This window comes from Microvirga sp. ACRRW, from assembly GCF_022346925.1.
Classification (GTDB): Bacteria; Pseudomonadota; Alphaproteobacteria; order Rhizobiales; family Beijerinckiaceae; genus Microvirga.
The window spans coordinates 460,349-483,091 of record NZ_JAKRNJ010000004.1 but is presented as its reverse complement, the minus strand read 5'-3'; the positions used below and the strand labels follow the sequence as shown (position 1 = coordinate 483,091).

Annotated in this window: 22 protein-coding genes and 1 tRNA gene; 14 read left to right on the top strand and 9 right to left on the bottom strand. The window is 62.6% G+C overall.

What is annotated here, in order from left to right; translation table 11 throughout:
* The first annotated feature begins 14 nt into the window (after positions 1-14).
* From MHY87_RS12425 to MHY87_RS12410, 4 genes are read left to right on the top strand one after another with little or no spacing between them, the layout of a single operon-like run.
* Positions 15-962 (top strand): ABC transporter permease, encoded by a 948-nt coding sequence (locus tag MHY87_RS12425; protein ID WP_239352142.1) that lies wholly within the window; start codon positions 15-17, stop codon positions 960-962.
* The gene (locus tag MHY87_RS12420; RefSeq protein WP_239352140.1) at positions 959-1,834 is read left to right on the top strand and encodes an ABC transporter permease; all 876 of its coding nucleotides are present in this window, start codon (positions 959-961) and stop codon (positions 1,832-1,834) included. Before MHY87_RS12425 ends, MHY87_RS12420 begins: the two co-directional genes overlap by 4 nt.
* A 25-nt stretch (positions 1,835-1,859) precedes the next feature.
* On the top strand, positions 1,860-3,653 hold the full coding sequence (locus MHY87_RS12415; RefSeq protein WP_239352138.1) for a gamma-glutamyltransferase family protein: 1,794 nt from the start codon (positions 1,860-1,862) through the stop codon (positions 3,651-3,653).
* Positions 3,654-3,665: 12 nt separating this feature from the next.
* Complete coding sequence (locus MHY87_RS12410; RefSeq protein WP_239352136.1) at positions 3,666-4,388, top strand: DUF1028 domain-containing protein; 723 nt, start codon at positions 3,666-3,668, stop codon at positions 4,386-4,388.
* 117 nt (positions 4,389-4,505) lie between these two features.
* Here MHY87_RS12410 and MHY87_RS12405 read toward each other — a convergent pair whose 3' ends face one another.
* The 6 genes from MHY87_RS12405 to MHY87_RS12380 are packed head-to-tail and all read right to left on the bottom strand — an operon-like array spanning position 4,506 to position 11,038.
* Complete coding sequence (locus tag MHY87_RS12405) at positions 4,506-5,402, bottom strand: carbohydrate kinase family protein (protein WP_239352134.1); 897 nt, start codon at positions 5,400-5,402, stop codon at positions 4,506-4,508.
* Positions 5,399-6,469 carry an ABC transporter ATP-binding protein gene (locus MHY87_RS12400; protein ID WP_239352132.1) on the bottom strand — a complete coding sequence of 357 codons (1,071 nt, stop codon included), beginning with the start codon at positions 6,467-6,469 and terminating at the stop codon, positions 5,399-5,401. The genes MHY87_RS12405 and MHY87_RS12400 overlap by 4 nt, the downstream gene beginning before the upstream one ends.
* Before the next feature lie 2 nt (positions 6,470-6,471).
* Positions 6,472-7,977, bottom strand: coding sequence for an argininosuccinate lyase (gene argH, locus MHY87_RS12395; protein WP_239352130.1), 1,506 nt, complete (start codon positions 7,975-7,977; stop codon positions 6,472-6,474).
* A 4-nt stretch (positions 7,978-7,981) separates the two neighbouring features.
* Positions 7,982-8,833, bottom strand: a complete 852-nt coding sequence (locus MHY87_RS12390) for a carbohydrate ABC transporter permease (RefSeq protein ID WP_239352128.1) — start codon at positions 8,831-8,833, stop codon at positions 7,982-7,984.
* Positions 8,833-9,759, bottom strand: coding sequence for a carbohydrate ABC transporter permease (locus MHY87_RS12385; protein WP_239352127.1), 927 nt, complete (start codon positions 9,757-9,759; stop codon positions 8,833-8,835). Before MHY87_RS12385 ends, MHY87_RS12390 begins: the two co-directional genes overlap by 1 nt.
* A 25-nt stretch (positions 9,760-9,784) precedes the next feature.
* Positions 9,785-11,038, bottom strand: coding sequence for an extracellular solute-binding protein (locus tag MHY87_RS12380; protein WP_239352126.1), 1,254 nt, complete (start codon positions 11,036-11,038; stop codon positions 9,785-9,787).
* A 166-nt stretch (positions 11,039-11,204) separates the two neighbouring features.
* Here MHY87_RS12380 and MHY87_RS12375 point away from each other — a divergent pair, with 166 nt between their 5' ends.
* Genes MHY87_RS12375 through MHY87_RS12365 form a run of 3 tightly spaced genes read left to right on the top strand, consistent with a single transcriptional unit; the run spans position 11,205 to position 15,754 of the window.
* On the top strand, positions 11,205-12,458 hold the full coding sequence (locus MHY87_RS12375) for an ROK family transcriptional regulator (RefSeq protein WP_239352125.1): 1,254 nt from the start codon (positions 11,205-11,207) through the stop codon (positions 12,456-12,458).
* Positions 12,448-14,844: a PIG-L family deacetylase gene (locus MHY87_RS12370; RefSeq protein WP_239352124.1), complete on the top strand. Its 2,397-nt coding sequence runs from the start codon at positions 12,448-12,450 to the stop codon at positions 14,842-14,844. Before MHY87_RS12375 ends, MHY87_RS12370 begins: the two co-directional genes overlap by 11 nt.
* A gap of 16 nt (positions 14,845-14,860) precedes the next feature.
* Positions 14,861-15,754, top strand: coding sequence for a DMT family transporter (locus MHY87_RS12365; protein WP_239352123.1), 894 nt, complete (start codon positions 14,861-14,863; stop codon positions 15,752-15,754).
* A 401-nt stretch (positions 15,755-16,155) separates the two neighbouring features.
* Here MHY87_RS12365 and MHY87_RS12360 read toward each other — a convergent pair.
* Positions 16,156-16,231, bottom strand: a tRNA-Ala gene (locus tag MHY87_RS12360).
* A gap of 179 nt (positions 16,232-16,410) precedes the next feature.
* Between MHY87_RS12360 and MHY87_RS12355 the strand changes: the two genes are divergently transcribed.
* From MHY87_RS12355 to folD, 3 genes are read left to right on the top strand one after another with little or no spacing between them, the layout of a single operon-like run.
* Positions 16,411-16,701 carry a YggT family protein gene (locus MHY87_RS12355; RefSeq protein ID WP_239352122.1) on the top strand — a complete coding sequence of 97 codons (291 nt, stop codon included), beginning with the start codon at positions 16,411-16,413 and terminating at the stop codon, positions 16,699-16,701.
* 12 nt (positions 16,702-16,713) lie between these two features.
* Complete coding sequence (locus tag MHY87_RS12350) at positions 16,714-17,028, top strand: DUF167 family protein (RefSeq protein ID WP_239352282.1); 315 nt, start codon at positions 16,714-16,716, stop codon at positions 17,026-17,028.
* 4 nt (positions 17,029-17,032) lie between these two features.
* Positions 17,033-17,935, top strand: a complete 903-nt coding sequence (folD, locus tag MHY87_RS12345) for a bifunctional methylenetetrahydrofolate dehydrogenase/methenyltetrahydrofolate cyclohydrolase FolD (RefSeq protein ID WP_239352121.1) — start codon at positions 17,033-17,035, stop codon at positions 17,933-17,935.
* Here folD and MHY87_RS12340 read toward each other — a convergent pair.
* Together MHY87_RS12340 and MHY87_RS12335 are read right to left on the bottom strand one after the other, a co-directional pair.
* Positions 17,932-18,591 (bottom strand): hypothetical protein, encoded by a 660-nt coding sequence (locus MHY87_RS12340; RefSeq protein WP_370644907.1) that lies wholly within the window; start codon positions 18,589-18,591, stop codon positions 17,932-17,934. The two genes, folD and MHY87_RS12340, sit on opposite strands and share 4 nt — an antisense overlap.
* 109 nt (positions 18,592-18,700) lie before the next feature.
* Positions 18,701-19,588, bottom strand: a complete 888-nt coding sequence (locus tag MHY87_RS12335) for a LysR family transcriptional regulator (RefSeq protein WP_239352120.1) — start codon at positions 19,586-19,588, stop codon at positions 18,701-18,703.
* A gap of 202 nt (positions 19,589-19,790) precedes the next feature.
* On the opposite strand from MHY87_RS12335, the gene sdhC reads away from it, so the two are divergent.
* Genes sdhC through MHY87_RS12315 form a run of 4 tightly spaced genes read left to right on the top strand, consistent with a single transcriptional unit; the run spans position 19,791 to position 22,719 of the window.
* Positions 19,791-20,186 (top strand): succinate dehydrogenase, cytochrome b556 subunit, encoded by a 396-nt coding sequence (gene sdhC / locus MHY87_RS12330; RefSeq protein WP_239352118.1) that lies wholly within the window; start codon positions 19,791-19,793, stop codon positions 20,184-20,186.
* Between the two features lie 10 nt (positions 20,187-20,196).
* On the top strand, positions 20,197-20,616 hold the full coding sequence (gene sdhD, locus MHY87_RS12325) for a succinate dehydrogenase, hydrophobic membrane anchor protein (RefSeq protein ID WP_239352116.1): 420 nt from the start codon (positions 20,197-20,199) through the stop codon (positions 20,614-20,616).
* A gap of 11 nt (positions 20,617-20,627) precedes the next feature.
* Positions 20,628-22,436 (top strand): succinate dehydrogenase flavoprotein subunit, encoded by a 1,809-nt coding sequence (gene sdhA / locus MHY87_RS12320; protein WP_239352114.1) that lies wholly within the window; start codon positions 20,628-20,630, stop codon positions 22,434-22,436.
* Between the two features lie 16 nt (positions 22,437-22,452).
* Positions 22,453-22,719 (top strand): CPCC family cysteine-rich protein, encoded by a 267-nt coding sequence (locus MHY87_RS12315; protein WP_239352112.1) that lies wholly within the window; start codon positions 22,453-22,455, stop codon positions 22,717-22,719.
* The last annotated feature ends 24 nt before the right edge of the window (positions 22,720-22,743 follow it).

The window sequence follows — 22,743 nt, the reverse complement described above, 5'->3', positions numbered from 1 at the left end:
GATGATTTGCGCTGATGCTTCGCTACATCGGACGACGTATTCTGATTGCCATTCCGACGCTCATCATCGTGTCGTTGCTGGTCTTTGCCTTGCAGAAGATCCTGCCGGGCGATCCCGTTCTCACCATGGCCGGCGAGGAGCGCGATCCGCAGGTGCTTGAGTATCTTCGCGAGAAGTACCGCCTGAACGATCCGCTTCCGGTGCAATATTTCGCGTGGATCGGATCGGCGCTGACCGGCAATCTCGGCATCTCGCTGCGCACGGACATTCCGGTGCTCACCCTCATCCTCAGCAAGCTCCCCGTGACGCTCGAACTCGCCGTTATGGCGATGATCGTGGCGCTCGCCATCGGCATTCCCGCCGGCATCGTCTCCGCCGTGAAAAAGGGGACGCCCGTAGATTACGCCGCCAATGTGATTGCGCTCTCCGGCCTGTCTATCCCCAATTTCTGGCTCGGCATCATGCTCATCATGCTTGTCTCCGTGCGCTGGGGCCTGTTGCCCGCTTCCGGTTATGTGCCGCCGACCGAAGACCTGTGGCTCAACATCAAGACCATGCTGATGCCCGCCTTCGTACTCGGCACGGGCCTCGCCGCAAGTCTCATGCGCCACACCCGCAGCGCCATGCTCGGCGTCATGCGCTCCGATTATATCCGCACCGCCCGCGCCAAGGGCCTACTCTCGCGCAAGGTCATCCTCAAACATGCGCTGCGCAATGCGCTCGTGCCCATCGTGACGCTCTCGACGCTTCTCTTCGGTGAACTGCTCGCAGGCGCGGTGCTGACCGAGCAGATCTTCACCATTCCCGGGTTCGGAAAGCTGATCGTGGATGCGGTGTTCAACCGCGACTATGCCGTGGTGCAAGGCGTGGTGCTTTGCACGGCTGTCGGCTTCATCTTCATGAACCTCCTGGCCGATGTGCTCTATGTCCTCGTCAATCCCCGCTTGAGGCACGCCACATGACCGCCACCGCCGTTGTCACGGACGATCTCGCGCTGCCCAAGAAGCGCAGCCGCGTCCTCTCCAAGTTCCTGAAGAACAAGAGCGCCGTTATCGGTGGCTTGATCGTGCTGTTCTTCGTCCTCGTCGCCGTCGTTGGGCCTTATCTCGCGCCCTACGATCCGATCAAGCCGAGTTTCACAAGCATCCGCAAGGCACCTTCGGCCCTGTTCTGGTTCGGCACCGATGAACTTGGTCGCGATACGCTCTCGCGTATGCTGTGGGGCGCGCGCGCCTCCACCATGGCGGGTGTGGTCTCGGTCTTCATCGCCATCGTGCTCGGCGTGCCCTTCGGTCTCATCTCGGGCTATTTCGGCGGGTGGATCGATGCCGCGATCTCCCGCGCCACGGATGCCATGCTGGCGATCCCGTTCCTGATCTTCGCTATCGCGCTTGCGGCGTTCCTGGGCCCAAGCCTCACGAACGCGATGATCGCCATCGGTCTCTCGGCCATGCCGATCTTCATCCGCCTCACGCGTGGCCAGGTGCTGACCGTGAAGGCGGAGGATTACGTGGAAGGCGCCCGGGCTATCGGCCTGCCCGATTTCTGGATTCTCGTTCGCTACATTCTGCCGAACGTGCTGCCGCCGATCCTGGTGCAGGGCACGCTCACCATCGCAACCGCGATCATTGCGGAGGCGAGCCTCTCGTTCCTCGGTCTCGGACAGCAGCCGCCGAATCCGTCCTGGGGCTCCATGCTGAATACGGCCAAGAACTTCATGGATCAGGCGCCCTGGATGTCGATCTTCCCCGGCTCGGCGATCTTCCTGATCGTGCTTGGCTTCAACCTTCTCGGCGATGGTCTGCGCGACGCGCTCGATCCTCGCGAACAGTAATAAACGCCAACTTCGGAAAACTCATATGTTCACGACACGGCCTGAAATTCTCGGCACCTTCGGCATCGTCACCTCCACCCATTGGCTGGCTTCCGCCGCCGGCATGGCAATGCTGGAGAAAGGCGGCAACGCCTTCGATGCCTGCGTCGCCTCCGGCTTCGTGCTTCAGGTAGTCGAGCCGCATCTCGTCGGCCCTTCCGGCGAAGTGCCGGCGGTGTTCTATTCGGCAAAGACCAAGAAGGTGGAAGTGCTCTGTGGCCAGGGCACTGCGCCCAAGGGCGCAACCATTGCGCATTACAAGAACGAGGGCCTCAAGCTCATTCCCGGCAACGGCCTGCTCGCCACGGTCATTCCCGGCGCGTTCGATGCATGGATGCTTCTGCTGCGCGATCACGGCATGCTCAGCTTGCGCGATGTGCTTGAGCCCGCGATTTATTATGCCGAGCAGGGTCATCCGCTTCTGCCGCGCGTGTCCAACACCATCAATGACCTGAAGGACTTTTTCCTGAAGGAATGGCCGACCTCCGCCGCCGTCTTCCTGCCGGGGGGCGAGGCGCCGAAGCCGAAGGCTCTCTTCCGCAATCCACAGCTCGCCGAAACCTGGAAGCGCATCATTCGTGAGGCGGAGACGAAAGGCAGCAATCGCGAGGCCCAGATCGAAGCTGCGCGCAACGCTTTCTATAAGGGCTTCGTGGCAGAGGCCATCGATGCCTTCGTGCGTAAGACGGAAGTGATGGACCAAAGCGGATCGCGACACCGCGGCGTTCTCACGGCCGACGACATGGCGAGGTGGTCCGCGAGCTATGACGCGCCGCAGACCTATGAGTATCACAACTTCCGCGTCAACAAGATCAGGCCCTGGGGACAGGGGCCGGTGTTCCTGCAGACGCTGGCGTTGCTGAAAGGCTTCGACCTCACCAAGATGGGACCGACCAGCGGCGAGTTCATTCACACGCTGGCCGAGGCCATGAAGCTCGCATTCGCCGATCGCGAGGCCTATTACGGTGATCCGAACTTCGTGGACGTGCCGATCGAGACGCTTTTATCCGACGCGTACAACAACGAACGCCGCAAGCTGATCACAGACAAGGCCTCCCGGGAGCTGCGCCCTGGCACGGTGCCCGGTTATGAATCGCAGGTCGAGCGCACGCTGGCGGCGTTGCGCGATCTTTCCACGACGGACCGCAAGGTTTCCGGCGGCGAGCCGACGCTCGCTTCCATGCGCTCGGCGCGGCGCGGCGACACGGTGCATATCGATGTCGTCGACCGCTTCGGCAATATGATTGCCGCCATGCCTTCCGGCGGCTGGCTGCAATCCTCGCCGGTTATCCCGGAGCTTGGATTCATGCTCAATTCGCGGGCCCAGATGTTCTGGCTGGAAGAAGGGTTGCCTGCGAGCCTGGAACCGGGCAAGCGCCCGCGCACCACGCTCACGCCGACGCTCGCTGAGAAGGACGGCGAGCCCTACATGGTCTTCGGCTCGCCCGGTGGCGATCAGCAGGAGCAGTGGCAATTGCTCCTCTTCCTCCGTCATGCTCATCACGGGCTGAACCTTCAGGAGGTCATCGACTTGCCCATGGCGCATACAGCGCATTTTCCGTCATCCTTTTATCCGCGCGAGCAGAAGCCCGGCCATCTCATGGCCGAGGAGAGCTTCGGCGAGGAGGTGCTCGGTGACCTGCGCGCCCGTGGCCATGATGTCGAGGTTGCCCCCGAGTGGACCGTCGGTCGTCTTGTGGCCGCGAGCCGCGATAAGGACGGACTGCTGCACGGCGCCGCCACGCCGCGCCTGATGCAGGCCTATGCGGTCGGTCGATAAGGAAACGGTATCGTGACCTGGTCGATCATCGCCAAGGACCTTAAGACCGGTGCCTTCGGCGTTGCCGTCACCACGAAGTTCTTCGCGGTCGGCGCCCTCTGCCCCTACGGCGCCGCGCAGCTGGGTGCGCTGGCGACGCAAGCCTTCGTCAATCCGCTTTACGGTTATGATGGCTTACGTCTGCTCGCGGAGGGGAGAAGCGCCGAAGAGATCGTAGGGATTCTCACGGCCGCCGATCCCGGACGGCACGTGCGCCAGCTCCATGTCATCGATCGGGAGGGCCGCACAGCCGCGCATACGGGGCGGGAATGCGTGGATTGGTGCGGTCATCGCGCGGAGGACGGCGTCTCGGTTGCCGGCAATATGCTCGCGGGCCCCACCGTCCTCGAGGCGACGCTGGAGGCCTTCAAGCGTCATGCGGATGTTCCCTTCGCAGAACGCCTCATGAGGGCGCTCGATGCAGGACAGGCGGAAGGCGGCGACAAGCGCGGCAAGCAATCGGCCGCGCTCAAAATCTGGCACACCGAGCCTTATCCGATGCTGGACTTAAGGGTGGACGATCATCCGGAGCCCCTGGAAGAGCTGCGCCGGCTATACGGCGTGGCTCACGAGCGATTCCTCGCCTTCATGGAAGCCATGGCCACCCGCACCAATCCATCGGGGATCACGGATCGGGCCTGGATCGACCAAAGGACGCGGGAAATCCAGGATGCGCGATATGGTCAGGTAAGATAGGCAATCCGTCTCAGTGGATAGAAGGGTAATAACACATCGGCATCAGACATCCTGAGTACACGTACTCTGGGGAGACGGGCTGAGAGTTTCTGCGCAGGCACCGAGCTCATCTCACCATCATGACTGGCGCGATGGAACTCCGCCTACCGACTGAACGGAGAGGGCACCTGCTGCAATGCCGGCCCCGAGGCTTCTCTGAAGGTCCGAGCTTTGGAGCCAAGCGTTCAGGAAGCCGGCGTTGAAAGCATCGCCAGCTCCTGTCGTGTCGACCACATTGACAGGAAGCGCTGCAGCCGAAACGCAAGTCGACCCGCGCGAGGCTACTGCGCCATGTTCACCGCGCTTCAGCACGACCACGGAAAACCTTTCCGCTAAGCTGCGCAGGATCGCCTCCACCGAGCTTTCGCCGGTCAGCGCTTTTCCTTCCTCGACGTTTGGGAGGAAGATATCGACGCCAGCACAAATCTCGAAGAAGTCAGCGCCTTGGCGGATCAGTTGATCGTCCCAACTGGGGTCGAGTGAGACCGTCAGGCCGTGGCTTCGCGCCATGGCGATCACATCCGGATTGTCTGCAAGAGTTGCAAATTCTGCGATATGCAGATGCGCGATGTCAGGGGCAGAGAGCGCCTGCTTCAGAGTCGAAGGTCGGGAGCCGCCGGCGCGGCGGGATACGAAAGCGCGCTCTCCGTCCTTGATCAAGGCGACGGTCGGTTGGGGGCCGGCATCGTCAGACCGCTCGATGAAGGACAGGTCAATCCCACTGGCCTCGAATTCCGGATCGAGGCTCTGCGAGAGAGGATCGGTGCCGAGCCGCGTGAGGAGTGACGCGGGACGGCCGAGCGATGCAAGGTGGGCTGCCGTGATATAGGCCCCGCCCCCCGCCGCGATCGTCACGTCTTGTGCGAAACGCTCGCGGCCGAGCACCGGCATCTCCTGCAGGCCCGTGAAGATGATGTCGCAATAGGTTCGCCCGAGGCACACGACCTTGCTGCGTTCGGAAGGCTTTCCGCTCATTGGGTCGTCAACGCCTTCTCTGTCGCCTTGTCGAAGAAATAGAGCCTCTCGGCAGGAGCATGGAACGTCAGCTGCTCGCCGATGCGCGGAATCTGGCGTCCGGGCGCGGAGCCGATGATGGTCTGGCCGCCGCTCTCGATATGAACGAGCGTCTCGGAGCCCAAGGTTTCCACGACGGCAACCGTGCCGGAGACGGTGAGGCCCTGCGCGCCGTTGCTCGTCGGGATGAGATCCTGCGGGCGCGCGCCGACGAGAATGTCGGACGTGGTGGCCGTTGCATGCGGAACCCGGACCGAGCCGCCCAGCGACAGATCCGCTCCGCCATCACGCAAGGCGGCGGGGATCAGGTTCATGGTCGGGCTGCCGATGAAGCGCGCGGTGAAGACATCGACCGGCTTTTCGTAGAGTTCCAGCGGCGTTCCCACCTGCAGGATGCGCCCATCGCGCATCACGACGATCCTGTCGGCCATGGTCATGGCCTCGACCTGATCGTGCGTGACGAAAACCGATGTGGTGCCGAGGCGATGGTGAAGCCGCTTGATCTCGATGCGCATTTGCGTGCGCAGCTGGGCATCGAGATTGGAAAGGGGCTCGTCGAAAAGGAACGCGGCGGGATCGCGCACCATGGCGCGCCCGATGGCAACGCGCTGGCGCTGTCCGCCGGAAAGCGCCGAGGGGCGACGCTCCAGATATGGCGTCAGGCCGAGTGTTGCAGCAACCTCCTCGACGCGCTGGCGTTTCTCGGCTTTCGAGAGCTTCGAGCGATAGAGGCCGAAGGCGATGTTCTCTGCCACGCTCATATGCGGATAGATGGCGTAGTTCTGGAACACCATGGCGATGTTCCTGTCCTTGGGCTGGAGATCGTTGACGACGCGCCCGTCGATGCGGATCTCGCCGCCGCTGATCTCTTCGAGACCCGCGATCATGCGCAAAGTCGTCGACTTGCCGCAGCCGGAGGGGCCGACCAGCACGACGAATTCGCCGTCCCGGATCGAGAGATCAATCCCGTGGACCACGGTCGTCTGCCCATAGCGTTTGACGAGGCGATCAAGTTCGATGGTTGCCATCATCAGGCTCCGAGAAGTGCGGTGAAACGGGATTGAAGATCTTGGGCGGAGCTTTTCGCGCGTTGCGCGCTCTCGCTCATGCGGGCGCGGATGCCCGCAATCTCCTGCTTGTATCCGGCAATCGCCTGTGCCAGCGCCTTGGGAGCAGGCCCGCCGAAACGGTCGCGCACGGCGACGAAGTTTTCGGGCGAGACAATCTCGGCGAATTGCGCCTTGTCGATGGCGGTGCGGCGCTTCGTGCAGCGCTCGAAGGATTCGTGGAAGGCATCATAGCCGTCTACCGCGATGTCGCCTTCGATGGCGACAACGGTGCGGGCGACCTCGGCTGCGATCTCATGCGCTTCACGGAACGACAGACCTTCGCGGCGCACCAGGCTGTCCGCGAGTTCCGTCACCGTGATGCAGCTGCGGCGGATGTTCTGGCGAACCCGGTCGGGATTGATGCGAAGTGCGGGCACGAGCGCGGTGAGCAGATCTAGAACGCGGCCGCCGCTCTCGAAGGCGCCGTAGCCGAAGCCCTGGCTCTCGCCCTCGCTGTCGTTCATGTCAGTGAACGGCGTGTTGTGCATGATGGTGAGCATGGCCTGCGCGCGTCCGACGGTCTGGGACGCCAGATGGCGCATATGCTCGATGGGGACGGGATTGCGCTTCTGGGGCATGATCGAGCTGATCTGCACGAAGGCATTGGGCACATAGACCTGGCCGACCTCGAAGCTCGTCCAAAATTGCAAATCCTGGATAAAACGGCCGAGATGCAGGAAAGTCAGCTCGATCGCGGAATAGGTCGAAGTGATGTAGTCGATGGACGCGATGCAGCTATAGGAATTCTGCAGCGGGCGGCTGAAGCCGAGAAGACGGGCCATCAGGTCGCGGTCGATGGGAAAACCGCTCGTGGTAATGGCGGCAGCACCCATCGGAGAGCGATCCACGATGTCGCGGGCCGCTTCGAGCCGCGCGATGTCGCGCAGGACGGTTTCGAGAACCGCGGAGAGGTAATGCCCAAAGACGGTGGGCTGCGCCGGCTGTCCGTGGGTATAGGCGACGATGAGCGTGTTGCTTTCCCGCTCGGCCACTGCGGTGAGGGTCTCGGCGAGACGAACCATCCGCTCCAGCAACGGATCGATGCGGTGCTTCAAGCCGAGCTTGAAGAGCGTGTGATCGATGTCGTTGCGCGAGCGCGCCGTGTGCAAGCGGCCCGCGAGATCCGGTCCGAGGCGCTTGCGCAGCTCCTTCTCGATCAGGAAGAAGAAATCCTCCACCTCGCCGGTATAGGTGAGCGCGCTGACATCGATCTCGCGGTCGATGGCTTCCAGAGCCTGCGCGATGGGTCGCGCCTGTTCGATGGTGAGGATGCCGGTCTCATGGAGCATGACGAGGTGAGCCCGGTCGATGAGACGGAAGCCCTCCACGTGATGATCCTTCGCGCCGTCGAAGAGCGGGCGAAGCACGGTCTCCTTGTAGGTGGGATCCGGAAAGACGGAGGTGTCCTTGAAGGTGCCTGCATTCATCGGCTTATCCTTTAAGTCCGGCCAGCATCACGCCGCGCACGATGTAGCGCTGAAGGAACAGGAAGATGAGAAGGGTCGGGAGCGTCGCGATGCTCGCGCCCGTCATGATCTTCTCCCACTGGATCGATTGCTCGACCGCAAAACTGGAGAGCCCGACCGGCAGGGTGTAGAGCTCGGCGCTCGTCGTGACGATGAGCGGCCAGAAGAAGGCTGTCCAATTGCCGAGGAAGGTGAAGATCGCCAGCGCCGACAGGGCAGGGGTGACGAGCGGCATGGCGATCTTCCACCAGATGGTGAATTCGTTGAGCCCGTCGATCCTTGCGGCTTCGATGAAATCGTCAGGCACGCCCTCGAAGAATTGCTTCATCAGAAAGGTGCCGAAGGCCGTCATCATGCCGGGGAACATGATGCCCCAGTAGCTGTCCAGCCAGCCGAACTGGCTGGCCATGAGATACCACGGCAGCACCAGCATTTCGGTGGGGATCATCAGGGTCGAAAGGATCGCAATGAAGACGAGATAGCGGCCTCGGAATTTGAATTTCGCCAGTGTGTAGCCGACGAGGCTGTCGAAGAACACGTTGGAGATGGTGACGATCACCGCCACGATCATCGAGTTGATGAACCAGCGCGTGAAGCGTCCGTCGCCGAGAATCTCGATATAGTTGTCGAGGGTCGGCGCTGCCGGGATCACGCGCAGGTCATAGACCTGCGAGGCATCCTTCAGCGATGTCGACAGCATGAAGATGATCGGCGTGATCATGATGACGCCGCCGATGAACAGGAGCGTCCAGGAAACGATCCGTCCCGGCTTGATACGCGACATGGGAAGACCTGGAGAGGATGAGGTGACAGTCATCAGCGGTCTCTCATGATGCGCAGTTGAACAAGGGAGATCACGAGCAGGATCAGGAACAGAACGACGGTTTGCGACGCCGCGTATCCCATCTCATAGGAGCTGAACGCCGTCTGATAGATCATCAGCACGAGCGGCTTCGTCGAGTTGAGCGGCCCGCCAGGATCGTTCGTGTTGATGTTGTAGACCTGATCGAAGATGCGCAGGAATCCGATCGAGGAGAACACGACCAGGAAGACCAGCGTCGGCTTGAGCAGAGGAATGGTGATCTTTCTCAGGATCGCCCATTCCGACAGGCCGTCGATGCGCGCGGCTTCGTAATAGGTGGCGGGAATGGCGCGCAGCCCCGCAAGGAAGATGATGATCTGAAAGCCGAGACCCGCCCAGACCGCAGGCGCGAGCACGGTCGGCAATGCTTGCGTGGTCGAGCGCAGGAAGGGCTGCTGCGGCAGGCCGAAACTTGAAAGGATGTCGTTGATCACGCCGATGGGAACCGGCTGGTAGAACCAGCGCCAGACCCAGGCCATGGCCGCCGCCGTCGTCAGGAACGGCAGGAAATACAGCGCGCGGATGAACGAGTGCATGAACCGCACACGGTCGAGATAATAGGCGACGACGAACGAAATCAGCAGGCTGATCGGCGTGCCCAGGATCAGATACATGAAGGTGTTGCGGAACACCTGCCAGAAGAGGGGATCCGCAAGCAGCCGCTTGTAGTTCTCAAGGCCGACGAACGAGGCTGGTTTCGTGATCGTCCAATCCGTGACGGACAGATAGAAAGCCTGGAAGGTCGGCCAGAAGCGGATCACCGCATAGAAGAGCAAAGGCACCGCGAGGAAGCCCCAGGCCCAGATCACCTGTTTCTGGCCGAGACTCATCCTCGACCAGAGGCCGCCGGTGGCGGCCTCTCGATGTGTGACAGCGGACATGTTTGCGATCCTCGCGGATTTTGGCTTAGCGCTTGGCGCGGTCGATGATCGCCTGCTCGGCCTCGGCGGCCTTCGCGAGCGATGCCTTCGGCTCCTCGTTGCCGATCAGGACACGGTTCACCATGTCAATGGCCGTCTGGCGCTGGGCTGCCTCATCCTTGAACAGCGTGGTGTGCGCGTATTCCAGGCCCTTGAGGAACGGGCCATAGACCGGATGCGCGGTGTTCTCGGGCGTAAGAGCCGCCGTGCGGCGCGCCGGCAATTCGCCGACGACTTCGAGCCAGATCTTCATGGCTTCGGGCGAGGAGACATAAGCCAGGAACTTCTCGGCAGCGGCAAGCTTCTCGCCTTCCGCCTTCGTGGTGATCGCGTTGGCGAAGTAGCTGGCATAGTTGCTGCGCACGCCCTGGGCGTTGGCGGGGAGTTCGGTCACGCCCCATTCGAAGCCCTTGATCGTGTTGAAGGAGCCGAGACGGAAGGTGCCGTCGATGGTCATCGCGGCAAGGCCCGCGCGGAAGGCGGCTTGGCCTTCATCCATGAAGCCCACCTGGCCGACTTTCTGCTTCTTCTGAAGGTCCGTGTAGAAGGTCAGCGCTTTCAGTCCTGCTTCGCTGTTATAGGCAACCTTCGTATCGTTGTCGGTGTAAGGCACGCCGCCGAACTGACGGATCAGCACCTCGCGCCACCATTGGTGATCCTGTCCCGCCATGTCGAGGGTCAGGCCGGCGGAGACGATGTTGCCTGCGCCGTCGCGCTTCGTGGTCTTCTCCGCGGCTGCGATGAGTTCATCAAGATTCTTGGGCGGGTTGTTGGGATCGAGGCCCGCATCCTTGAAGGCCTTCTTGTTGTAGAACAGCGCCAGCGAGCGCACGGCAGTCGGCAGGCCGTAATAATCGTTGCCGCGCTTCATGGCGCTCACGATCGGGAAGAAGTCGCGCTCGATATCAGCCGCCGGAAACGCCTCGGCGCGCAGGGGCCGGATCATCTTGCCGGCGATGAAATTGTCGGTCCAGCCGTAGAAGAGCTGCACCACGTCTGGGCCCTGGCCCGCCAGGATCGCAGCTGCAACTTTCGTCTGGTAATCCGCATAAGGGAAGGTGGTCTGCTTGACCTTGATGTCCGGATTGGCCGCTTCGAACTTGGCGATCAGCTGGGTCATCGCCTTGACGCGGGTGTCGAAGACATATTGCCAGTATTCGATCTCAACCGCCTTCGCGCCGAAAGAGGCGAAGGTGGCGAAGCCCATGGCAACGCTCGCTAGCATGTGACGAAAACGCATATCCCTCTCCTTATTGTCAGGCGCCGAGCGCCCATCGTTCCCTGGTGACGGCCTTCACAGGGCCGTTCCGGCATCAAGGCTCCCTTAAATCGGGTTAGGCTGTCAATAAGATAATTAACTTGAGTTATTCATTGGCCGGGCTCATTCTTGAGGGCGTGGAGGGGAGATGCCGAGAAAAGCCAAGGCCGGCGCGCCGTCGACTATCGGAAGCAATCCGGAGCGGAATCGCTCCCATAACCGCCGCGTGGTTCTGGACGTCGTGCACCAGCTCGGTCCGGTCGGGCGCATGGAAATCTCGCGCCACGCGCATTTGAGCACGCAGGCCGTCTCGAACATCGTGGAGGAGCTCGTCGCCGACGGGTTGCTCATCAAGACCGGGCGTCTCAGGGCAGGGCGCGGCCTGCCGCCGATTCAATTCGCCGTCAATCCCGATGGCGGCATGACGGCGGGAATCGAGATCGCGGCGGATCACATCTCCACTCTTCTCGCGGATATCGGCGGGCGCGTTCGCGCTCAGCGCACGACGCCGCTTCCCCGCAACGATCCCGAAACGGTGCTGCCCATCATCAAGGCTGAGATCGAAGCGGCGCGGGCCCAGATCAAGTCACCGGTTCCGCAACTGCTCGGGGTCGGCGTGGTCATGCCGGGTCCTTTCAACGTCGAAGGCATGTCGTCCGTCGGCCCGACGACTCTGTCGGGATGGCTCGATTTCGATGCGGCGGCAGGCATCGGGGCTTTGCTCGATCTGCCCATCACGCTCGAAAACGACGCGACTGCTGCGGCTGTCGGGGAACGCCTTCACGGCGTCGCGAGGGATCTGAAGAATTTCTGCCTGATCTATTTCGGCCAAGGACTCGGCCTTGGCATCATGATCGACGGCCGCCCCTATCGCGGAGCCAACGGCAACGCGGGCGAGATCGGTCATGTGATGGTGAAGAAGGGCGGGCGTCTCTGCTCATGCGGGCAGCATGGCTGCCTTGAAGCTTATGCGTCCATGCAGGCCTTGTCCGAAAAGCTGTCGGCGGCGGGAATCCACCTTGCCGACGAGGTGCATCTGGAGCGGCTTCATCGTGAGAAGCATCCCGTCGTCATGGCGTGGCTCCAGGAGGCTGCGGATTATCTCGCGCCCCAGATCGCGATGCTCGAAAACCTTTTCGATCCCGAGGCCGTCGTGATCGGTGGCGCTCTTCCGCCCGGTCTCATGGAGGATCTCGCTCAAGCCATGCAGCCGCTTCCGTTGTCGGTGGCGCGCCGCAGGAACCGGAGCGAGGCGCGCCTGATCCATGGGCGCACAGGCCAGTTCACCGCCGCTCTCGGCGCCGCTGCCTTGCCGCTTCTGGAAACGATGACGCCACGGCTCGACACAGCCCAGGCGGCCCATCGCGAACGTTCGAACGAGGAGATCTCCCTTGCTGGATGACCATCGACGCCTTGCGCGTGCTGTCCATCAGCCTGCGCTGGCACGGTTGCATCGCGCCTTGAGCCGGTTGCGCTCCGTCGTCACCGTCATGAATACCGGCGCGCATCCTGACGACGAGATCAACGGCATGCTCGCCGCCTTCCGGTTCGCCTATGGCATGCGCGTCGTCGTGGCTTGCTCCACGCGCGGCGAAGGCGGACAGAATGCACTCGGGTCGGAACGGGGCGGAGCGCTCGGTGTGCTCCGAACCGCCGAGATGGAGGAGGCTGCGCGCCGCATCGATGCCGATGTGGCATGGCTCGGCCATGGACCCGACGATTCGGTGCACGATTTCGGCTTCTCCAAGAACGGCGACGACACACTGAAGAGATGGGGCGAGGAGCGCATCGTCGAGCGCCTCGTTCGGGCTTACCGGCAATATCGTCCCGACATCGTCATTCCGACTTTTCTGGATGTGCCGGGACAGCACGGCCATCACCGAGCGATGACGCGTGCCGCGGAAAAGGCATTCGTCGCGGCAGCCGATCCTTCCGCTTTTCCCGAGCATGCGCAACATGGCCTCAGGCCATGGCAGGTATCCAAGTTCTATCTGCCTGCCTGGTCGGGCGCAGGCTATGCCTATGACGACGAAGTGCCGCCGCCGCCCACCACGCTCAATATCAAGGTGGCGGGAGGCGATGAGGTCACAGGCCTAGCCTATAGCCAGCTCGGCGAGTGGTCGCGGGCGGCGCATTTGTCCCAGGGCATGGGTGTCTGGCGCGACGATCCCGTCGACCAATGGAGCCTCCACCTGAAGCTTCGCGCAGGCGGAGCGGCGAGCGCTGAGAGCGACTTGCGCGATCATCTCCCGGCGAACCTTGTTATGCTCGCTGCCGAGCCGGGCCTGTCGAAGGCTGCGGCGGAAACTCTGCAAGACGCGCAGGCGCATATTGAAGCCGCCATTCATGCATTCCCGGATCGCCAGCGGATCGGCGAAGCGCTTGGTCGCGCTGCGCGCTCGATCGAAGCGGCGGGAAGAGCGCTGAATCAAGAGCAGGCTGACAGATTGGGACATCGGCTCGACCGCAAGCTGCGGGAGATCGATGCCGCTCTTTTCGAAACGCGCATGCGCACAGTGCGTGCCGTTTTCTCAGGCGCGTCCCATCCAGGCGGACGCATGATTCTCGAAGCGCATGTCGATGCGCCCGATGTGGCGGGCCTCATGATCGCGCCAAGACTGCCTGCTGGTGTGGAAGCCTCTGAAACCCTCAGGGATGCGGGGCATGTGCGCTACGAGATCGCCATTCCTGAATCGGCGTCGCATACGGGAAATTACCCCGAGGCATACGATTCCATGGGCGGGAATGGCGCGGGCGGTGTCGTCATCACGGGGGATGTGGAAGGACGAACCATCCGCGTGGATCTCGATCCCGAGGAGGCCCTGAAGATCGGGCCGCGCGGATCCGTTCTTCTCGATCCAGCCATTGCCATCGTCAGAGCCGGCGAGCCTTCATCCACAATCCGCGTGCGGGCCGTGGGAGAGTCTCTTGCCGGGTGGGAGAAGCCGGACAGTTGGACCGTGCGTGCTGAAGGAAATGATTGGATCATCGATCCGCCGCAGCCGCCGGAACATGGAGTTTCAAGGCTCGTCCCCATCCTCGACGGCAGGCAGGCCAGTCAGGTTCACGCGATTGCTTATCCCCATATCCCGCCCACATCCTTCGTCGCTCTGAGCGACTTCAGGGTTCTCACACTCGACGTCGCTCTCCCAGCTCATGCGCGCATCGGATACGTGGGAGGCGGAAGCGACAATGTCGGCGCGCATATGCGCCGCCTCGGCCTCGACGTGACGGATCTCTCGGAGGACGATCTCACCTCCGGTGCGCTTTCGAAATTCACCACCATCGTCATCGGCATTTTCGCATTCGGATTACGGCGGGACCTGAAGGCCGCCACGGAGCGCCTGCATCGTTTCGTGGAGGAGGGCGGGCATCTGGTGACGCTCTATCATCGCCCCACCGATGGCTGGGATCCTGACCGGACGCCGCCGCGTCGCCTCGTCATCGGCTCGCCGTCGCTGCGCTGGCGTGTGACCGATCCGTCTTCGCCGGTCACGGTTTTGAAGCCGACGAGCGTGCTGCTCACATCTCCCAATAGGATCGATGCGGATGACTGGCAGGGATGGGACAAGGAGAGGGGACTCTATTTCGCGGCGGAATACGATGCTGCTTATGAGGAGCTTCTGGCGATGAACGATCCGGGAGAAAATCCGCTCAAGGGTTCGCTCATCTCGGCGCGCATCGGCCGCGGACGCCATACGCATGTCGCGCTCGTGCTGCACCACCAGCTGGACAGGCTCGTTCCCGGCGCATTCCGCCTGCTGGCCAATCTCGTCCAGCCTGCCTGACGGAATGCGACAGAGCATGGCAAGCTCCCCTCAAGGCGAGATGCCTCCGGTTCCGCTCTGGAGGAGCGTGGTCTGGCTGCTGATCGACATGACGCTGGTGACGATCATGCAGGCCATCGTCAAGGCGGAGGGCGAAACCTATCCGGCCGTCCAGCTCGTGTTTCTGCGTTCGCTCGTAGGCCTCGTCGCGGTGGCGCCGCTGATGTGGCGTCATCGTGCCAAGCTTGCAAATGCGTCCAACATCCGCACCCACCTCTCGCGGATTGCCTTCAACTCAGCCGCGCTGACCTGCAACTTCGCCGCCTTTGCGGCGCTGCCGCTTGCAATGGTGACTGCCATCGGGTTCACCCGACCGCTTATCCAGCTGGCCATGGCAGCCCTCATCCTCGGCGAAATCGTCAGCAAGACGCGTTATGTTTTCACGGCGATCGGCTTCTTCGGCATCATGATCATCGTTCAGCCCGATGCGGTTCCCTGGAATCTGGGATTGCTCGCAGCCTTTGGATCCGTGGTCTTCGGAGCGCTGGCGGTCGTGCAGACGAGGCGTCTCGCTGGTGAGAATTCCGTCGTGCTCATGCTCTTCTATACGGCCGGCCTGTCGGTGCTGACGGCCGTCCCTGCGGCCTTCGCATGGGTGCCGATCCCCTTGTCCACGCTGCCGAGCATCATTCTCATCGGCCTTCTGGCCCAGGTGGGCCAATATTGCTGGCTTCAGGCCTATCAGAAGCAGGAGTCACGGCTTCTGGCTCCCATCGGGTATCTGTCCATCATCTTCTCGGGCATCGCGGGATGGCTTTTCTTCGGGGAGGTTCCATCCCTGTCCCTGGGGCTCGGCGCCGCCATCGTGATTCTAACCACGCTGCTGGCGGCGCCGACTGAGCGGTGGCTGAAGAACAAGAAGCAGGCGTAAGTGTCAGGATTGTGCTTGCGAAGCCTCCCTGCAAAGCGGACCGATCCGAACTGTTCCCGTGGAGTATCCCTTCTGTCTTTCCCGGACGGCTGCGATCCCAGATGGGATCGTGAAGGTAGGAATCTGACCTTAGGACGCGGTTCGGCAAACGCACTTTGAAGATGAGATCACTCAAATTGGAGACGTGAGGTTTCTGCTGTGCACAAACAAGTTTCCATCTTGAGCAATGTGCCCCCCGGACACTTCGTGAGAAAGTCTGAGAAGGAGGCGTGCAGAGGTTATGTAAATCGCCAGATAAAGCGCCGGGCTTTGTCTCTAATGACAAGGGATCTTCTATAAACCCGCGCAATGCGGCGCTCGTAAAATCGATTCATACGCGGTTATAGGAAAATATGACTTGGTGGTGGAGCTGAGGGGATTCGAACCCCTGACCTCTGCAGTGCGATTGCAGCGCTCTCCCATCTGAGCTACAGCCCCGGTCGCTTCATCACACCAAGCGGGCTGATTTTTAGGCCTCCGGGCTGGGGCCGTCAATCGGCGGTAGGGCGGGGAAGCCTCGCCTTTCGGAGGAGAAGGGCGGCTTTTGAGGCGGTGGTGGGTTGTTCAGCCCCGCTTGGAAGGTTACATGAGCAGCGCCCGATCCTGACAGGTTTCCCATGCGCGCTGTATTCGAAGTCATCCTGGTTGCCCTGCAGCTCTATACCTACCTCATCATCGCTGCGGCCATCTTGAGCTGGCTGGTGGCCTTCAACGTAGTCAATACCCGCAGCGAGTTCGTCCGCTCGATCTGGAAGTTCCTGGATGCGGTGACCGAGCCCGTCCTGAGGCCGATCCGGAACATCATGCCCAATCTGGGCGGCGTCGATATTTCGCCGGTGATCCTGATTCTGCTGATCATGCTGCTGGACCGCGCCATCCGCTATTACGTCCTGCCCTTCGTCTATTAAGGGAAGAAGGCCCTGAGCCAGCCCTGGCGCATCCGCCCCGACGGTCTTGAGGTCCGCGTGCGCGTGACGCCCAAGGGTGGGCGCGATGCCATCGGCGGGGTCGAGGCGCTCTCCAACGGCCAGCTGGTGCTGAAGGTTCGCGTCCGGGCCGCACCCGAGGACGGGGCGGCCAATGACGGGGTGAGGCGGCTGCTTGCCAAAGCGTTGAGGCTGCCTGCCTCCGCCGTCAGCTTGCAAGCGGGCGCGACCGCCCGGCTGAAGACATTTCTGATCGCAGGCGACGGGGAAGCCCTCGCCAGAGACATCGCCGCTTTGACAGGAACTTGAGCCCATGACCGCCACCATCATCGACGGAAAAGCCTATGCCGAGGGTCTGCGCGCCCGCATCGCGCATGCGGTGAAGGATCTGTCGGCGAAAGGCGTGACCCCTGGCCTTGCCGTGGTGATCGTGGGGGAGGACCCCGCGAGCCAGCTCTACGTGAAGAACAAGGCCAAGCAGACGGTGGAAGTCGGCATGCGCTCCTTCGAGCATGTGCTGCCCGCCTCGACCTCCGAGGCCGATCTTCTGGCCCTCGTCGCGCAGCTCAATGCCGATCCAGCGGTGGACGGCATACTCGTGCAGCTGCCGCTGCCGAAGCAGATCGACACGCAGAAGGTGATCGAGGCCATCGATCCGGCAAAGGATGTGGACGGCTTCCACCCCATCAATGCGGGCAAGCTGATGACCGGCGTGCCGGGCCTCGTCTCCTGCACGCCTTTGGGCTGCCTGCTCCTCGTGCAATCGGTTCGCCGCGATCTTGCGGGCCTCAATGCCGTGGTCGTGGGCCGCTCGAACATCGTCGGAAAGCCGATGGCGCAGCTGCTCATCGCGCAGAGCTGCACGGTGACGGTGGCGCATTCCAAGACCCGCGATCTGCCTGAGGTCTGCCGCGAGGCCGACATTCTGGTTGCCGCCGTCGGTCGTCCCGAGATGGTGAAGGGCGATTGGGTGAAGCCCGGCGCCATCGTGATCGATGTGGGCATCAACCGCGTGCCGAATCCGGCAGCCGGCGAGGGCAAGACCAAGGTGGTCGGCGATGTGGCCTATGCCGAGGCAGCAAGTGTGGCATCCGCCATCACCCCGGTTCCCGGCGGCGTCGGCCCCATGACCATCGCCTGCCTGCTGCGCAATACGCTGGAGGCCGCCTGCCTGCGCCGCGGCCTCGCCATGCCTCAGGTCGATTTCGCTGCCTAATTAGCCGCGAAGCAATAGAACAGGCCCGCGCCGCCCGTGCTCTTGAGGGCATCCTGGCTGCATCCGCCACGTGAGGGATGCGACGTGTTCCAGGATTTGGCGGGCGGCGAGTCGTCCAGGCCCATGCGGTCGTGGTGGCCGACCATGACGGTGCCGTCCGTGCCGCTCTTCGTCCAGTTGCCGCAGGTTCGGTCCTCCGCTCCCGCAAAGGCGGTGCCGTCGGCTTGCGATCCGGTGAGAATGTCGTGCTCGTTGGGCTGGTCGCCACGGCCCTTCACCATCGTGCCTTTTTCGGTCAGCGCCGTCTGCTTGTTGAGGGTGTTGCCGGCGCCGTGCAGGTCCGCTACGTCCTTGGCGATCACGGCGCCCTTGGCGTTCTGCCACGGGCCGCGACCGATGCGGTCCTTGGCGTTGACGGCGTTCGCGCCCTGGGTCGAGAGATAGGCCCGCCACATCTTGCCGCGAATTCCGGCGGCTTCGGCGAGCGTCTGGCAATGCCGGTCGGCTCCCTCGATCCCGCCGAGATCGGCGCCTTTGCCCGAGCCGACACTAGTCACGAAAAAGGTGGTGTCGGCATTTTGCGCCTGAGCCCCGGGAGGCAGCAGGGCCAGAAGGCCGATGAAGGCCATGAGCGATACGCCTGTCGTTCCACGCATTGTTTCCTCCTGGGATGAGATTCTTTCGGTCCCCCTCCGCCAAGACAATTCTAGGGCGGTGATTATTCCTCGGCTCACGGCGTCGTGAAGGCGGGTTGTTGACGGGGCATCACGTGCCTTGCCGCAGATGCGCCATCAGCTGCCGGGCCGAGGGCGGCAGATCCTTGAGGGAGCGGATGCAGAGGGTCAGGTCGCGGGCGGCCCAGGAATCCTCCAGTGCGACCGGGCGGATGGCCATGGTGCGGGCGGCGCGCTGGGCGGTGGTTTCGGGCACGATGCCGAGGCCCACGCCCGCCTCCACCATGCGGCACACGGCATCGAAGCTCCTGAGCTGAACCCGAAGGCGAAGTGGCCTGCCGATGCGGCTGGCCTTGCTGGAGAGAAAGCGCTGGAGGGCGCTCGCCCGGTCGAGACCGACGAAATCGTGCTCCAGCACTTCCGTGAAGGCGATGCTCGGACGCGAGGCGAGGGCGTGTTCCGCCGGGACCGCGAGCACGAAGCGGTCGCTGCGGAACGGGTAGGTCTCGAGCTGGCCCGTATCCACCGTGCCCGCCACGATACCGATATCGCCCACACCCTCGGCGATCAGCCCCACGATCTCGTCGCTCAAACGTTCCTCCAGGTCGATGGAGACCTGCGGATGCTGGGCCAGGAAGGCGCCGAGGGCCTCGGGCAGGAACTCGGTGAGGGCGTTGGTGTTGGAGAGAATCCGGATCTGGCCGGCGAGACCGCCGGTGAAGGAACCGAGATCCTCTCTAAGCTTCTCGGCCTGGGCCAGAAGCGCGCGGGCGTGCTGGAGCAAGGTCCGGCCTGCGGGCGTCAGAGTCACGCCCGCCCGCGTGCGCAGGAGGAGGGGCGCTCCTAGCGACTTCTCCATGTTGCGGATGCGGGTGCTGGCGGCGGCCAGCGCCAGATGGGCCCGCCCGGCCCCGTGGGTAATGCTGCCTGCCTCCACCACATGGCGGAAGAGACTCAAATCCGTCAGATCGAATTGCATAGGCTTCCTTCGTCATTCGCGAAGGGAGATAAGAATAATTAAAAATTGTCCTATAAGCGAGGGGAGGGCATTCTTCGCCGCTGACGAAGTGTGCCTCTTGTCGCGAAGTTGGGCGGAAGGCGCATTGCGGTGTTCCCGCGCTTCCGTTAGGAACCATTCCAAACTACGGGCGATGCAAGGTCGCCGATCAGGAGTGAAAGCTATGGCTGAGGCGAAAGTGGCCCCGCGGCCCTTGTCCCCACATCTTCAGGTTTACCGGTGGAGCTGGACGATGGCCATGTCCATCTTCCACCGCGCGACGGGCATCGCCCTTTATTTCGGTATCGCGCTGTTCGCGATCTGGCTCGTGGCCCTGGCCTCCGGTCCCTCGGCTTTCGAGGCCGTGCAATGGTTCTTCGGCTCGCCCATCGGCACCCTGATCCTCTTCGGCTACACCTGGGTTCTCATGCACCACATGCTCGGCGGCGTGCGCCACATGGTCTGGGATTTCGGCTACGGCATGGAAGCCGTCCAGCGCATCAACATGGCCCGCTTCACCCTAGTCGGCTCGATCACGCTCACCGTCGCGATCTGGGTCATCGCCTTCCTCGTGTTCTAAGGAGACAGCCATGGCCGATAACAGGGCAGATACCCGCGTTTCCATGCGCACCCCGCTCGCCCGCGTGAAGGGCCTCGGCGCTTCCGGGCACGGCGTCGAGCATTGGTGGATCCAACGCGTCACGGCGGTGGCGAACGTTCCGCTCATCATCTCTTTCGTGATCATCGTCGCGGCGCTTGCGGCTTCGCCTTCCTATCAGGATGCGATCGCCATCATCTCGCATCCGCTGATCGCCATCATCCTGCTCCTCGCCGTGCTCTCGGTTGCGAACCACATGCGGCTCGGCATGCAGGTCTTCATCGAGGATTACGTGCACGAGAAGGGCTACAAGCTCGCCGCGCTCATCGCGAACAACTTCTACGCCACGATCATCGGCGTGGCGTGCCTCTACGCCATCCTCAAGATCAGCCTCGGCCGCATTCTGCTTTAAGGAATTCTCTCATGGCTCAAGCAACGAACGGCAAGGCCTACACCATCATTGACCACACCTTCGACGTGGTGGTCGTGGGTGCCGGCGGCGCAGGCCTTCGCGCCACCGTCGGCTGCTCGCAGGCCGGTCTTCGCACCGCCTGCATCACAAAAGTGTTCCCCACGCGCTCGCACACGGTCGCGGCGCAGGGAGGTATCTCCGCCTCGCTCGGCAACATGGGTCCGGACGATTGGCGCTGGCACATGTACGACACCGTGAAGGGCTCGGACTGGCTCGGCGATCAGGATGCCATCGAGTATCTCGTGCGCAACGCACCCGCTGCCGTCTATGAGCTGGAACACTGGGGCGTTCCCTTCTCGCGCACGGCGGAAGGAAAGATCTACCAGCGTCCCTTCGGCGGCATGACGACCGAGTTCGGCAAGGGCACCGCGCAGCGCACTTGCGCCGCCGCCGACCGTACGGGCCATGCGATCCTGCACACGCTCTACGGCCAGGCCGTGCGCAACCAGACGAACTTCTTCATCGAGTATTTCGCGCTCGACCTGATGATGGATTCGGATGGCCGCTGCATCGGCGTCGTGGCCCTCAATCAGTCCACCGGCGAGATCCATCGCTTCCGCGCCCACATGACGATCCTCGCCACGGGCGGTTACGGACGCGCGTATTTCTCCGCGACGTCGGCTCACACCTGCACGGGCGACGGCAACGCCATGGTGCTGCGCGCGGGTCTTCCGCTGCAGGACATGGAGTTCGTGCAGTTCCACCCCACCGGCATCTACGGTTCGGGCTGCCTCATCACCGAGGGCGCGCGCGGTGAGGGCGGTTACCTGACGAACTCGGAAGGCGAGCGCTTCATGGAGCGTTATGCGCCGTCCGCGAAGGATCTTGCTTCCCGTGACGTCGTGTCCCGCGCGATGACCATGGAAATCCGCGCTGGCCGCGGCGTGGGCAAGAACAAGGACCATATCTACCTGCATCTCGATCACCTCGACCCGAAGATCCTGCACGAGCGCCTGCCCGGCATCTCGGAAAGCGCGAAGATCTTCGCGGGCGTCGACGTGACGAAGGAGCCGATCCCGGTTCTGCCGACCGTGCACTACAACATGGGCGGCATCCCGACGAACTATCACGGCGAAGTGCTGACGCTGAAGAACGGCAACCCCGACACGGTGGTGCCCGGCCTCATGGCGCTCGGCGAAGCGGCCTGCGTGTCCGTGCACGGCGCGAACCGCCTCGGCTCGAACTCGCTCATCGACCTCGTGGTGTTCGGCCGCGCGGCGGGCCTGCGCTGCGCCGAAATCTTGGAGCCGAATGCGCGTCACGCGGATCTGCCGAAGAGCGCCGACGAGCTCTCGCTCTCGCGTCTCGACAAGTTCCGCTATGCCAACGGCTCGACCTCGACCGCCGAGCTGCGCCTTCAGATGCAGAAGACCATGCAGAACAACTGCGCGGTGTTCCGCACCGGCGAGGTTCTGGAAGAAGGCCGCAAGCTCATCCACGACGTGTGGAACGCGAGCGCCGACATCAAGGTCACGGACCGTTCGCTCATCTGGAACACCGACCTTCTCGAAACGCTCGAGTTCGACAACCTCATCGGTCAGGCCGTGGTCACGATGGAAGGCGCCGCCAACCGTCAGGAATCGCGCGGCGCGCATGCCCGCGAGGACTTCACCGAGCGCGACGACAAGAACTGGATGAAGCACACGCTGGCATGGCTCGACGACACCTCGCACAAGGTGACCCTCGATTACCGTCCGGTGCACACCTACACCATGTCGAACGACATCCAGTACATCGAGCCCAAGGCTCGCGTGTACTAAGATGATTAAAACGGGAATGGATTATTTCCTTGCCGCTGGAACTGCCGAGAGTCCTCGTAAGGCTGTCGATGGTTTTGTCGAATGTCCATGCTGCCAATCGATGTCATTCATCGAGGCCGGCAGTTGGGAGATTTGCGACGTGTGCGGCTGGGAGGATGATCCCGTGCAGGAGATGCATCCTGATACAGGGGGAGCCAATAAGGTTTCTCTTAATCAGGCAAAGCTGAACTTTGCACAGATTGGGGTTTCAGACCCGTCCTGGAAAAAGCCCAAAGCACGTTGAACAGAATCTAGCATTTGGAAGAGC